14 protein-coding genes are annotated in these 13,999 nt (G+C 35.4%); 10 read left to right on the top strand and 4 right to left on the bottom strand.

What is annotated here, in order from left to right; translation table 11 throughout:
* Positions 1–166: 166 nt before the first annotated feature.
* From ASG22_RS16855 to ASG22_RS16845, 3 genes are all read right to left on the bottom strand, one after another.
* Positions 167–466 (bottom strand): putative quinol monooxygenase, encoded by a 300-nt coding sequence (locus ASG22_RS16855; RefSeq protein ID WP_055987229.1) that lies wholly within the window; start codon positions 464–466, stop codon positions 167–169.
* A 22-nt stretch (positions 467–488) separates the two neighbouring features.
* Positions 489–1,169: a type 1 glutamine amidotransferase domain-containing protein gene (locus tag ASG22_RS16850; protein ID WP_055987227.1), complete on the bottom strand. Its 681-nt coding sequence runs from the start codon at positions 1,167–1,169 to the stop codon at positions 489–491.
* Positions 1,170–1,292: 123 nt separating this feature from the next.
* The gene (locus ASG22_RS16845) at positions 1,293–1,865 is read right to left on the bottom strand and encodes a Crp/Fnr family transcriptional regulator (protein ID WP_055987224.1); all 573 of its coding nucleotides are present in this window, start codon (positions 1,863–1,865) and stop codon (positions 1,293–1,295) included.
* Positions 1,866–2,072: 207 nt separating this feature from the next.
* Here ASG22_RS16845 and uvrA point away from each other — a divergent pair, with 207 nt between their 5' ends.
* The 6 genes from uvrA (at position 2,073) to ASG22_RS16820 (ending at position 7,444) form a co-directional block, all read left to right on the top strand.
* Positions 2,073–4,904 carry an excinuclease ABC subunit UvrA gene (uvrA, locus tag ASG22_RS16840; protein WP_055987222.1) on the top strand — a complete coding sequence of 944 codons (2,832 nt, stop codon included), beginning with the start codon at positions 2,073–2,075 and terminating at the stop codon, positions 4,902–4,904.
* Between the two features lie 319 nt (positions 4,905–5,223).
* Complete coding sequence (locus ASG22_RS16835; RefSeq protein WP_055987220.1) at positions 5,224–5,622, top strand: hypothetical protein; 399 nt, start codon at positions 5,224–5,226, stop codon at positions 5,620–5,622.
* A gap of 142 nt (positions 5,623–5,764) precedes the next feature.
* Positions 5,765–5,899, top strand: coding sequence for a bacteriocin-like protein (locus tag ASG22_RS20775; protein ID WP_082505037.1), 135 nt, complete (start codon positions 5,765–5,767; stop codon positions 5,897–5,899).
* A 141-nt stretch (positions 5,900–6,040) separates the two neighbouring features.
* On the top strand, positions 6,041–6,553 hold the full coding sequence (locus ASG22_RS16830; RefSeq protein WP_055987219.1) for a DUF421 domain-containing protein: 513 nt from the start codon (positions 6,041–6,043) through the stop codon (positions 6,551–6,553).
* Between the two features lie 5 nt (positions 6,554–6,558).
* On the top strand, positions 6,559–7,053 hold the full coding sequence (locus tag ASG22_RS16825) for a GNAT family N-acetyltransferase (RefSeq protein WP_055987216.1): 495 nt from the start codon (positions 6,559–6,561) through the stop codon (positions 7,051–7,053).
* A gap of 106 nt (positions 7,054–7,159) precedes the next feature.
* Positions 7,160–7,444 carry a hypothetical protein gene (locus ASG22_RS16820; protein WP_131726209.1) on the top strand — a complete coding sequence of 95 codons (285 nt, stop codon included), beginning with the start codon at positions 7,160–7,162 and terminating at the stop codon, positions 7,442–7,444.
* Positions 7,445–7,818: 374 nt separating this feature from the next.
* Here the strand turns inward: ASG22_RS16820 and ASG22_RS16810 are convergent, their stop codons facing one another.
* Positions 7,819–8,133 (bottom strand): DUF4286 family protein, encoded by a 315-nt coding sequence (locus ASG22_RS16810; protein ID WP_055987210.1) that lies wholly within the window; start codon positions 8,131–8,133, stop codon positions 7,819–7,821.
* A 148-nt stretch (positions 8,134–8,281) separates the two neighbouring features.
* Between ASG22_RS16810 and gyrA the strand changes: the two genes are divergently transcribed.
* The 4 genes from gyrA to menA all read left to right on the top strand — a co-directional run bounded on the left by gyrA (position 8,282) and on the right by menA (position 13,976).
* Positions 8,282–10,873: a DNA gyrase subunit A gene (gene gyrA, locus ASG22_RS16805; protein WP_055987209.1), complete on the top strand. Its 2,592-nt coding sequence runs from the start codon at positions 8,282–8,284 to the stop codon at positions 10,871–10,873.
* A 28-nt stretch (positions 10,874–10,901) separates the two neighbouring features.
* Complete coding sequence (locus tag ASG22_RS16800; protein WP_055987207.1) at positions 10,902–11,939, top strand: tetratricopeptide repeat protein; 1,038 nt, start codon at positions 10,902–10,904, stop codon at positions 11,937–11,939.
* 198 nt (positions 11,940–12,137) lie between these two features.
* Positions 12,138–12,974: a 1,4-dihydroxy-2-naphthoyl-CoA synthase gene (locus ASG22_RS16795; RefSeq protein ID WP_055987205.1), complete on the top strand. Its 837-nt coding sequence runs from the start codon at positions 12,138–12,140 to the stop codon at positions 12,972–12,974.
* 72 nt (positions 12,975–13,046) lie between these two features.
* Positions 13,047–13,976 (top strand): 1,4-dihydroxy-2-naphthoate octaprenyltransferase, encoded by a 930-nt coding sequence (gene menA / locus ASG22_RS16790; protein WP_055987204.1) that lies wholly within the window; start codon positions 13,047–13,049, stop codon positions 13,974–13,976.
* Positions 13,977–13,999 lie beyond the last annotated feature (23 nt).

Here is a 13,999-nt window from a genome sequence, read left to right as displayed (position 1 = left end):
AGAAGACAGTACAATGCATAAAAAAACTCCCACAAAAAATGTGAGAGTTTATATAATTATTTTAAAAATTTTAGTTCAAAACGTAAGAAGTTCCGTCTCAGGGAGGAAGTTTANAAAAGTTTCGGGCAAACCTATGGTTTGCCCGAAACTCATAAAAATACACTTATTAAAATAACCGATTCATTAAAATAACTTCTCTGTTTTCCAGTAACGGGACAACTTGTTCTACAACAATATTTTTGAAATGCTCAGAATTACGATGCGTTTCTACAGCATTAGCATCTACATACCCTTCGTACAAAACAATCGTATTTTGGTTTTCTTTACTTTGATGAAGTTTGTAGAATAAATTTCCTTCTTCCTGAGTACTTTTTTCTGCAGCTTCTTTCATTAATTGAAGAACAGTATCCAGATTTCCTTCTTTCACTTGCCATTTGGCATGAACAAATACAGCGTTTTGATCCATTTTTTTTAATTTTAAAATTAAGTTACGCTTTTTTAGCTTCTAAAAGAGCAACGATTTTTTCTCCAACACCTTTTGCAGAAGCAGGATTCTGACCTGTTACAAGATTTCCGTCCACTATACTGTTGGCAGACCAAGGTTCTGCATCATGAAAAATAGCACCTTGTTCAGTTAAAGCGGTCTGTAAATCGAAAGGAACATCCGGTCTTGCATAATTGTCTTCTTCTTCGGTAGTGAAAGAGGTAATATTTTTGCCATTCACCAGATAACTTCCGTCACTCAACTTTACATTTAAAAGAGAAACCGGACCGTGACAAACGGCTCCTACAATGCGATCAGATTCATAAAACTCGGCAATAACTTTTTTAATTTCATCAGCTTCCGGCATATCAACCATTGGCGCTAAACCTCCGGGAACAAAAACAGCATCATAGTCATTCAGATTTACATTAGACAGTTTTGTTGCATTATGCATTTCTTCCCACCCTTTTCCTGTTAAGAATTTTAAATTATCAGGATCATCGGCTAAATTTAAAGCATCTAAAAATGGAGATTCACCTGTTAAACTCGCAAAATCGATTTGATAACCTGCTTTTTCAAATTCTGCATAAGGATGTGCTACTTCAGATAAAAAAGTACCTGTTCTTCTGTGGTTAGGTCCTATTGAGCTCGTATTGGAAACGATGATTAATACTTTTGCATTCATGACATTACATTTTTTTAGTTAATTAATATTCTGTTTGATTTTTCTATAGCAAATGTAGGTCGATCCGATGCCTGAACAGAAGGAGTGAAGTCACAAAAAAAGTGTGATCAAAATCACACTTATCTATTTATTATTGTTTGAATATAATCTGCTCAGCGTTTCCCGGCTTACTCCCAGATATTCTGCAACATATTTTTTTGGAATTTGTGTGATGAGGTCAGGGTACAGTTTTGAAAACTCCTCATACCGTTGTTGAGGTGTGCTTGATAGTAAAAGGATAATTCTTTGTTGCAAAGCAATATAGCCATTCATTAATTTTACTCTGAAAAAATGTTCCATCTTGTGAAGTTCCATCGATAATTTTTCTCTTCCTTCTAAGGTAAGGCAGACAACAGCTCCGTCTTGTAGGCATTCTACAAACATTTTGGCATTCTGCTGTTTGAAAAATCCGACATAATCGGTCATCCACCAATTTTTTTTCGCAAACTGCAGAATGTGTTCTTTTCCGTTTTCGTCAATATAAAATACCTTGTAAATTCCTTCCAGCGTCAGGAATTCATATTTCACTTCATCACCCTCATGAACCAGAAACTGATTTTTACGAACATTTTTAAGAATGAAAAAACTTTTGACATAATCAAATTCTTCGTCTGTGAGTGGAGTTATTGCTTCGATATGGTCTCGCAGTCTTTGCATAGTTGGTTTTATGAGATGTAAATTTAATCAAATTTTGATCAAGCCTACGATTCTTCAACGTAGCTCAGGATAATGCGGAAAATTATTAAGTTTAAAATTAAAAATCTCTCTTTTCTGTTAATTAATCTAACATTTTTTAACACAAAAAAGTCCATAAAATTCCGTAATTTTGCCCATCGTGATTTTCAGGTAAAGTCACACCAAATTATGAGTAAATCAACAGAATATATAGAAGTTTACGGAGCCAGAGAACATAATCTTAAAAACATTAATGTCAAAATTCCACGCAACGAATTGGTGGTTATCACCGGACTTTCGGGAAGTGGAAAATCATCATTGGCTTTTGATACGATCTTTGCCGAGGGTCAGCGTCGTTATATCGAAACGTTTTCTGCTTATGCGAGACAGTTTTTAGGCGGTTTGGAACGTCCTGATGTCGATAAAATCGAAGGATTGTCACCCGTAATTGCGATCGAACAAAAAACAACTAATAAAAACCCCCGTTCCACGGTAGGAACGGTTACGGAATTGTACGATTACCTGCGTCTTTTGTATGCGAGAGTTTCTGATGCCTATTCACAGACGACAGGGAAGAAATTGGTAAGCTATACAGAAGATCAAATCCTGGAAGCCATCAAAGAAAATTATAAGTGTGAAAAAATTATGTTGATGGCACCTGTTGTTCGTTCCAGAAAGGGGCATTATCATGAGCTTTTCGTGCAGATGGCAAAAAAAGGGTACGGACAGGCAAGAATTGACGGCGAATTGACGGATATTGAATATGATTTAAAGCTTGACCGTTACAAAACCCACGACATCGACATCGTAATCGACCGTTGGATTATCGGTGAAAGCGCTTCCGAAGCCAGAATGGAAAAATCGTTGCGAACGGCAATGGAAATGGGAGAAGGTTTGATTGGAATTCAAAAACTGGGAAGTACGGCTATCGAATATTTCTCTAAAAATTTGATGGATGCTGAAACCGGCCACTCATTGGCGTTGCCTGAACCTAATACATTTTCTTTTAACTCTCCGAAAGGAAGCTGCCCAAGTTGTAAGGGGTTGGGAACAATCAAGAAAATCAACACCGATTATTTTGTTGAAAATCCGAAATTGTCGATCAATCAGGGAGGATTGTTACCTTTGGAAGATATTAAATCAAACAAATGGATTCTTTCTCAGATTAAAAATATTCTTGAAATTTTTGGATTGGGATTGGCAACTCCTTTTAAGGATATTCCGGAGGAGGCTTTGGATTATATGTACCACGGTTGTCACAAAGAATTCAATAAAGATCTAAAATATGCAGGCATTACCAAGAAAATCAAGATCAGTTTTGATGGGTTGATTCCTTTTATGGAAGAAATGATTGAGGAAAGAGAATCTTACGAAGCGATTTTGCTGGAAAGACATTTCACAACGGAGGAGACTTGTCCGGAATGTAAAGGTGCGCGTCTTCAGCCTTCAAGTTTGAGTTTTAAAATTGACGGAAAAAATATTGCTGAGGTAAACGGACTAAGCTTATCTGACCTTAAAGAATGGCTGCATGATGTAAAGGATACATTTTCAGAAAAAAAATCAATCATTGCTCATGAAATTTTAAAAGAAATCGAAACCAGGCTACAATTCTTATTAGACGTTGGTTTGGAATATTTAAGTTTGAGCAGAAGTTCAAAAACTCTTTCCGGAGGAGAATCTCAGAGAATCCGTCTGGCGACACAAATTGGTTCTCAGTTGGTGAATGTTTTGTATATTTTAGATGAACCAAGTATCGGATTGCACCAAAGAGATAATGAAAGATTAATTAATTCGTTAAAAAATCTTCGTGACATTGGAAATTCAGTTATTGTTGTTGAGCATGATAAAGACATGATTCTGGAAGCCGATGAGGTTTTGGATATTGGCCCGAGAGCCGGGAAATTCGGTGGAGAAATTCTTTGGCAGGGAAAACCTAAAGATCTGTTGAATGCTGATACGATAACCGCTCAGTATATTAACGGAAAAAGAAAAATCGCCGTTCCGGAAATCAGAAGAGCAGGAAACGGGAAAAATATATTGCTAAAAGGAGCGACGGGAAATAACCTTAAAAATGTAACATTAGACATTCCTTTGGGAAAATTAGTTGTCGTTTCAGGAATTTCAGGAAGCGGAAAATCTTCTCTAATAAACGGAACGCTGTATCCGATTCTGAATAAACATTTTTACAGAGCTGTTCAGGAGCCTTTGCCTTACAAAAAAATCGAAGGACTTGATAATATTGATAAAATTGTTGATGTAGATCAAACACCAATTGGAAGAACACCTCGTTCAAATCCGGCGACCTACACGGCAATGTTTACAGACATCAGAAATTTATTCTCAGAATTGCCTGAAAGTAAAATCCGTGGTTACAAGCCGGGAAGATTTTCTTTCAACGTAAAAGGCGGAAGATGCGAAACCTGTCAGGGCGGCGGTTTGAAAGTTATTGAAATGAATTTCTTACCCGACGTTTACGTTCATTGTGAAACCTGTAACGGAAAACGTTTCAACAGAGAAACACTGGAAGTTCGTTACAAAGGAAAATCTATTTCGGATGTATTGGATATGACGATTGATGAAGCGGTAGAATTTTTCCAGCCGATTCCAAAGATTTTTGCTAAAGTGAAAACGTTACAGGATGTTGGTTTGGGATATATTACATTGGGACAGCAATCGACAACGCTTTCTGGAGGGGAAGCGCAGCGTATCAAATTAGCTACAGAACTTTCAAAAAGACAAACCGGAAACACGTTGTACATTCTCGACGAACCGACAACCGGACTTCATTTTGAAGATGTCAAAATTCTGATGGAAGCCATTAATAAATTGGTGGAATTAGGAAACTCATTCATTATTATTGAACATAATATGGATGTAATAAAATTGGCGGATCATATTATTGATGTTGGTCCTGAAGGTGGAAGATATGGCGGACAGATTGTTGCACAGGGAACGCCAGAGGAAATTGTGAAATCAAAAAAGAGTTTGACGGGTAAGTTTTTGAAGCGGGAATTGGAGTAATTGAAATCAATTTTAAAACATAATATTTGTGAATTTTGACAAAGAATTTAACATCGATGGTTTAAATTTCTGCAGAATGACAAATTTGATTTAAATATATAGACTAAACTAATTAAGTTTAGTCTTTTTTTATGCTTAAAAATAACTTCCAATATTAAATTTTCAATTATTTTTAAAATTTATAACTCTGAAAATCAATACTTTAATTTTTAATGTTAACTCAATGTTAACTGTATGTGAAATTAATATGAATAATTTTATATATCTTTGGTAAAGAGATCATAAATAATTTTAATATAACATTTAAAACCAAAGAGTTATGAAAAATAAAATTCAGATATTAGTTGCTTCAATTTTCGTTTGTGGAATTATGTCTTTAGTGAATACAGTAAAAGCACAAACAACAGATAATACAATTGAAGAAATTCAGTTGAGTAAAAATACCTTTAATGATATAAGAACCCGACTGATGGACAACTTCGACCTTACAAAAGTGGATTATAAGCAGGGAGTCGTAAATTCAGTAGTGAAATTTGATATTGCAAAAAACGGGAAAATAGTAAATGTTCATTCTAACGGCGACTGCAAAAACGTAAGCAAAGAAATTGAAAACGTTTTAAGCGAACTTGATTATAGAGTAGACCGCAAAAAAGTGAATGAAAATATGATTGCATATACGTATGTAATGCCCGTAACCGTAGAAATTGATAACAGATAATATTCATAAATCTTTTATATAAAGCCATGCAAATTTGTATGGCTTTTGTTTTGAATTCCAAATCACGAAAATTTTAAAAATAAATGTATAATAATTAGCAGTAGTTTTCGTTTTAAGTATAATTCACCAAAATTAGAACAATATGAAAAATTTAAAGAAACTAAGCAAAACAGAACTAAAGTCAGTGTACGGAGGACAACCAAAGCAATACTGCGTTTATTGTGAAAGATTAAACAAAACGGTATGCAGCCCGGTTCCCATTGCACAGTGTCCTTAATAATTTAAACCGCTTTTTACAAGCGGTTTTTTAGTGCACACTAAAGATTTTTATGGTAAATGAAGTCTACTATTTAAAATCTTATTCTTTTCTCCAATCAAGACAAAAATTTAATACATTTGACAGTATAATAAATCTCTCGTGAATTCTATTCTTGATGTCGTTGTACGCTCTCTTTGTGTTTATCTTTTCATGGTGATTGCCATTCGTCTGTTTGGTAAAAACCAGCTCTCTCAGCTTAATGCGGGAGATGTTGTTCTTCTGTTGTTGATTTCAAATGCGGTTCAGAATGCTATGGTTGGTCCCGATACCTCACTGCAGGGCGGGCTGATCGCAGCTTTGGTTTTGTTTGTTGCTAATTTTACACTAAAAAGATTGATGTTTTCCAATCCGAAGTTTAAAAGCTTTATGGAAGCAGATCCTGTGATTTTGGTAAAAGATGGAGTAGTAGATGAAAATGCTTTGGATAAAGTTAAAATTAATAGAGATGAACTTGAAGAAGCAATCAGAGAACATGGAGTGGATGGAATTGAAAACGTAAAACTGTCGATTCTGGAAGTAGACGGAAATATAAGTGTCATTTCTGAGGATAAAAAGAATAAACAAACCCATTTTTCAAGAATTAAAAGAAAAAATAAACGAAAATATCTTTAAATACTATGAATTACGAACTCAGAGAAATGCTTCCAAGCGACGAAACCAGAGTGTTGGAAATCTTTCAGCAAGGAATTGACGGAGGAATGGCAACATTTGAAACTTCAGTTCCTGATGCTGAGGTCTGGAGTATGGATTATTTCAACGATTGCCGTTGGGTGTTGGAAAATGAATCTGGTGAAGTCGTGGGTTGGTGTGCTTTAAAGTTAATCAGTAAAAGAGAAAATTTCAAAGGCGTTGCAGAAGTGAGCATTTATCTGGATAATAACTATCAGAATAAAGGATTGGGTTCTGTTTTACTTAAAAAGATGATTTTGGATAGTGAAAGCCACGGATTTTGGACATTACAAGTAAATATTTTCGCTGAAAACGAATCATCAATTAAATTTCATCAGAAAAATGGTTTCAGAACCGTCGGGATCAGAAAAAAATTAGCAAAACTAAATGATGAATGGAAAGACGTTGTGATGCTTGAAAAAAGAAGTGACTCAATTTTTTAACAAAAAAAGTAATAAATTTTCTTAAAAATTTTTAATAATCTAATAATAAAGCGTTATTGGCATTTATATTGTAGCTCTTATTGATGTAATTTGAAAATAATATATTATGAAGATGTTGACTAAAATCTTAGGATTGTTTCTATTTGTTCTTTCCTTTGCTTATTACAGTGCAGCGCCCGTTCAAAGAGGAAGAGGTCACGGGCATGGGCACGGTCCTAAGAATCATTATTATAAAGGACCACACAGACCACATTATAAAAGGGTTGTGTATCACAGACCTCCGGGACATTATTATAAAAAGCATTATTACAGACCTGTAAGACACAGGCATTATTCTCAGAGACCTTACCGTGTTTATCAGAGTAGACCGGTAGTTATCGTTAATTTATAACAAACCATAAAGCATTGAACTATTCAATGCTTTATTTTTTAGTACGGCTTATTACAGATTGGCACTTACATTGATTATTTTATTTCAATCAAAAAATGAAATATGAAATCTTTACTTAAAATTTTGGGTGTATTTGCATTAGCGTACGCCACAAGTGCATGTCATCCGCCTCCAAGACCTCCAAAACGACCGGAACCACCAAGAAGGCCTCATGGAATGATTGAAAAAAATACGGATCATTCTAAAACAGATTTAATCTTTGAGAGAAAATCTACAATAAGATCATAAAATGGAAACATAAAAAAGCCCTGAAATTATTCGGGGCTTTTGATTTATTTGAAAATTAAGCTATTAAATTCAATAGTTAATTAAATTTATAATCTTGATTTCTTCGGATTAAGGAAAGTATTAAAAATCATTACTTCCTGTCCGAATTTCTTATCAATAATTTCTGCAATATTTACCAGTTCACTTTCTATAAAACCGGATCTCAGTTCATCATTGTCGAAGATCAACAGAAGGTTGTAATTTTTACCGTCTTCTATATAATCACTGTGTACTTCTGAAAGGATATATTTATCTACGTCTAATAGGTTTTCAGTCATTAAAACCAACGTTTCGTCCATATAATTTTCCCATTCTTCAAGATTATTTTTTGTACAGTGGAAAGTTACACTTAATACGCTCATATTTTATGAATTTTTAAGATTTTTTGGATAAATTCTACGGCAAAAATCGACAAATTTTTCGTAAATTAGCACGTTAATAAAAAAACGAAATAGATAATTTTCAGACGCACAGCTAAGGGTCTGGCAATCATTATAATAAAATTTGTTTATGCAAAAAGAAGGAGAAAGATTGATTCCTATCAACATTGTTGATGAAATGAAATCATCTTATATCGATTATTCGATGTCCGTTATTGTTTCAAGAGCATTACCGGATGTAAGAGATGGCTTAAAACCTGTTCATAGAAGGGTACTTTACGGTATGTATGGATTGGGGGTTTTTTCTAATAGAAAATATTTAAAATCTGCGAGAATCGTTGGGGACGTTTTGGGTAAATATCACCCCCATGGAGACTCCTCTGTATATGATGCGATGGTAAGAATGGCGCAGCCTTGGAGCTTACGTTATCCTCAGGTGGACGGTCAGGGTAACTTTGGTTCGATGGACGGCGACCCGCCTGCAGCAATGCGTTATACGGAAGCAAGATTGAAAAAGATTTCTGATGATATTCTTTCTGACTTAGATAAAGATACGGTTGATTTTCAGAATAACTTCGATGATAGTTTAACTGAGCCTACCGTAATGCCTACAAAAATTCCTAATCTTCTGGTAAACGGAACTTCAGGTATCGCAGTAGGTATGGCAACCAATATGGCTCCTCACAATTTATCGGAAGCGGTAAATGCAATTTCTGCCTATATTGATAATAAAGACATAACGATTGATGAGCTAATGCAGCACATTATCGCTCCGGATTTTCCTACAGGTGGGATTATTTATGGATATGATGGGGTAAGAGATGCTTTCCATACGGGAAGAGGAAGAGTGGTTTTAAGAGCTAAAGTAAGCTTTGAAGAGGTACACAATAGAAATGCAATTATCGTTACTGAAATTCCTTACCAGGTAAACAAGGCTGAAATGATTGCCAGAACAGCCGAATTGGTAAAAGACGACAAGATTGTAGGAATCTACGAAATCAGAGATGAATCTGACAGAAACGGGATGCGTATTGTTTATGAATTGAAAAACGATGCAATTCCGAATGTTGTACTAAACTTATTATACAAATATACTTCACTTCAGACCTCTTTCAGTGTTAATAATATTGCTTTGGTACACGGAAGACCGGAACAATTAAATCTGAAAGATATTATCCACCATTTTGTGGAGCACAGACACGTTGTTATTGTAAGAAGAACGGAGTATGAGCTTAAAAAGGCAAAAGAAAGAGCTCATATCTTAGAAGGATTCATGAAGGTGATCGGAACTCAGGATTCTTTAGATAAAGCGATTGCAATTATCCGTCACAGCTCAAATCCTCAGGCTGCAAAAGAAGGAATTATTCAGGAGTTTGACTTGTCTGATATTCAGGCTCAGGCAATTCTTGATCTACGTCTTGCTCGTCTGACAGGAATGGAGCTTGATAAAATTCGTGATGAATACAATGCAATCATGAAAGAAATCGCTGATTTGCAGGATATTTTGGATAACGAACCAAGAAGATTCCAGATTATTAAGGATGAATTAGCAGAAGTTAAAGAAAAATACGGCGACGAAAGAAGAACAGAGATCGATTATTCTGGAGGTGAAATGTCTATCGAAGATATTATTCCAAACGAATCTGTAGTTCTTACGATTTCTCACGCAGGTTATGTGAAGAGAACGTTGCTTTCTGAATATAAAATCCAAAGTAGAGGGGGTGTAGGAAATAAAGCGGCAACAACAAGAGATTCAGATTTCCTGGAGTATATCGTTTCTGCAACCAATCACCAATATATGTTGTTCTTTACTGAAAAAGGAAGATGTTACTGGTTAAGAGTATTCGAAATTCCTGAAGGTTCTAAAACAGCAAAAGGTAGAGCGGTACAAAACTTAATTAATATTGAACCGGACGATAAGATCAAAGCATATATCAGAACCAACAATTTAAAGGATTCAGAATATGTTAATCAAATGAGCGTTGTGATGGTTACTAAAAATGGTACGATCAAGAAAACATCATTGGAAGCATATTCAAGACCAAGAATTAATGGAGTTAATGCAATTGAAATTAGAGATAATGACCAATTGTTAGGGGCTTACTTAACAAACGGAACTTCTCAGATTATGATTGCTACCAAAAATGGTAAGTGTATTCGTTTCCCTGAAGAAAAAGTAAGAGAAGTAGGTAGAGGATCTATTGGTGTGCGTGGTATCAGCATGGAAGATAATGACGAAGCAATTGGTATGATTGTAGTTAATGATTTGGAAAATGATACAGTTCTTGTAGTATCTGAGAAAGGATATGGAAAAAGAACAGCCGTTTTGGATTACAGAGAAACCAACAGGGGTGGAAAAGGAGTTATTACTTTAAATATCACTGAAAAAACAGGAAATCTTATTGCGATTCAGAATGTAACAGACGAAGACGGATTGATGATTATCAATAAATCCGGTGTTGCAATCCGTATGAATATGGATGAGATGAGAGTGATGGGTAGAAATACGCAAGGGGTAAGAATGATCAACCTTAAGAAAAATGACGAAATTGCAGCGATTGCAAAAGTAGAAATGGATAAGGATGTAGTGGAAGAAGATTCTGAAGAAAATGAAGAAGGAGCAGAAATTCTAACTGATAATGAGGAAAACAATACAGAAGCACCTCAGGCAGAAAATGAAAACTCTACAGAGGAAACTGAAAATCCTGATTCAGAAGAATAAAATTGTACAATTAATATAAAAATAGATTATGAAAAAGCTAATTTTAGGTATGGCTATCGTTGCCTCAGCTTTTGTTTTCGGACAGAAGGAAGATGCAAACGCTAAGCTACAAGAAGCTAACAAAGCTGCAATGGATGCGTATAATGCAAAAAATTATGCCGTTGCAGCACCTAAGTTTATGGAAGTTTACAACTTGTTGAAAGCAACAGGTCAGGACAATAAAGTATATGTATATTACTCAGGTTTAAATTATGCTTTGGCAAACGATATTCCTCAGGCTACAAAAATATATACAGATTTGATTAACTCCGGTTATACTGGTGTTGAGACAACATATACGGCGAAAGATAATAAATCTGGTCAGGTGTTAAGTTATGATAAAACGACTTGGGATTTATTGAAGAAAACAGCTTCAAAAGATTATTCAGATTTTAAAACTGAGCAGTCTCCAAGTGTTGAGCAGGATTTGTATGAAACCTTATCTACTTTATTAATCAATGCTAAGAAAAACGATGAAGCTTTAGCGCTTATTGAAAAAGGATTGGCAAAATTTCCTAACAGTACAAAATTAAAAGAGTATCAGGGAAGTGTACTGTACGCTACAGGAAACACGGATAAATTCATGACGAATTTAAAGGAGCAACTAGCTAAAAATCCTAATGATGCGACAAATTGGTATAATTTGGGAGTTCTTCAGTCTAAAAATCCTGAAACCACAAATGAGGCGGTTGCTTCTTTTCAAAAAGCAATTGAGCTAAAACCTGATTTCTCTAATGCTTATCAAAATCTGGTTTATGCAGTAATCGGAGATGATGAAAAAGCTGTTGCTGATATCAATGCATTAAGAAAATCTAAACCGGACGATGCTACAAAACTAATTGAAGCAAGAAAGGAGAGATTTGGTAAAGCAACACCTTATGCTGAAAAATGGCAACAGGCTATGCCGACGGATATTAATGCAGTTCAGACGCTAAAAGATATCTATAACACGACTAAGAATACGGCTAAGTATAATGAAATGAAAGCTAAAGAAGCTGAACTTCAGGCAAAACAACCTGCTAAATAATTTTCAAATTTTTGAAATTTAAATATAAAACCGTAACATTTTTGTTTCGGTTTTTTTTGGTGCTATTCAGAACCAAATAAAATCAATTTTAAAAATAATTTTCCTGTTAAAGAATATGGTAATTTTCCAATGATTATCATCAAAAATCAATGTTAAAATTCTCTGTAATTCCGTATCTTTGGGAAAAATTTTACAAAAATGATCGAGTGGAAAACCGTTAAGGAATACGACGATATTACCTATAAAAAATGTAATGGCGTTGCGAGAATTGCTTTCAACAGACCGGAAATTCGTAATGCTTTCAGACCTAAGACTACTTCAGAATTATACGATGCCTTTTACGACGCTTCAGAAGATTCGTCAATTGGTGTTGTTTTACTTTCAGGGGAAGGACCAAGCTCGAAAGACGGAGTTTGGGCTTTTTGCAGCGGAGGCGACCAAAAAGCGAGAGGCGAGCAGGGATATGTGGGAGAAGACGGAAGACACCGTTTGAATATTCTGGAAGTTCAGCGTTTGATCCGTTTTATGCCAAAAGCCGTGATTGCAGTAGTTCCGGGATGGGCAGTTGGCGGCGGTCATTCTCTTCATGTGGTTTGCGACTTAACGTTAGCAAGCAAGGAACACGCTATTTTCAAACAAACGGATGCAGATGTTACAAGTTTTGACGGTGGTTACGGTTCTGCATATTTAGCTAAAATGGTGGGACAGAAAAAAGCTCGTGAAATTTTCTTTTTAGGCAGAAATTATTCAGCTCAGGAAGCATTCGAAATGGGAATGGTAAACGCAGTAATTCCTCACGATGAACTAGAAGAGACTGCTTACGAATGGGCTCAGGAAATATTGGCAAAATCTCCAATGTCTATCAGAATGTTGAAGTTTGCGATGAATCTTACAGACGATGGAATGGTGGGGCAGCAGGTTTTTGCAGGAGAAGCAACGCGTTTGGCATACATGACGGAAGAGGCAAAAGAGGGACGAAATGCCTTCTTAGAAAAGAGAAAGCCTGATTTCGGAAAAGATAAATGGATATCCTAACATAAGTAATTGGTAATAAGTAATGAGCAATATTAGCAGTACTTATTACCAATTACTCATTACTTATAAATTATGAAAGATTGGATAAAAGCCGCAAGGCTTAGAACATTACCGCTTTCCATGAGCGGAATTATAATGGGTGCATTCATTGCAAAATGGAGGCTTTATGGTGAAGGTGGAGTTTGGGACTGGAAAATTCTGGCATTGGCGCTTTTGGTGACTTTGCTGTACCAGATCTTATCAAACTATGCAAATGATTACGGAGACGGTGTAAAAGGAACCGATGCTAAAAGGGCGACGGAAGCTGAAGCAAGAGCAGTGGCATCAGGAAAAATTACAGCAAAACAAATGAGAAATGCAGTCATTCTTTTCTCGGTGTTGTCTTTTGTTGCAACGGTTGCACTTTTATACGTTGCTTTCATCCCGAAGTATATGAACGAATTTTATATTTTCATCGGTTTGGGAGTAGCTTGTATTTTAGCGGCGATTGGCTATACAGTTGGTAAAAAACCTTACGGATACATGGGATTGGGAGATCTTTTCGTATTTGTATTTTTTGGATTGGTTTCGGTTTGCGGAAGTTATTTTCTGTTTACAAAAACGTTCAGTTGGGATATGCTATTGCCGGGAACAGCGATCGGGATGATGAGCATGGCAGTTTTGAATCTAAACAATATGAGAGACATCGAAAGCGACAGATTATCAGGTAAAAATAGTTTCGCACTGAGAATAGGATTCAAAAATGCGATGATTTACGAAATGATTTTACTCCAGCTTCCTTTAATTTTACTTTTAATGTTTTTTGGAGTTAATGGCTTCTTTCAATCTCAAAATTATTATGTCTTTATTGTAATGATTTTGTTGATTCCAATAGCGAAACTAAGAAGGAAAATCATGGAAATTAAAGAACCGAAACAGCTAGATCCGTTTTTGAAACAGGTCGGTATTATTACTTTTGTAATGGCAGTTCTTACCGCTTTCGGACTTAACTTTTTCGTATAGTAAATAATTCAAAAATAAATTTA

This window comes from Chryseobacterium sp. Leaf405 (assembly GCF_001425355.1).
GTDB lineage: Bacteria > Bacteroidota > Bacteroidia > Flavobacteriales > Weeksellaceae > Chryseobacterium.
This window is presented reverse-complemented; position numbering and strand designations above follow the sequence as displayed.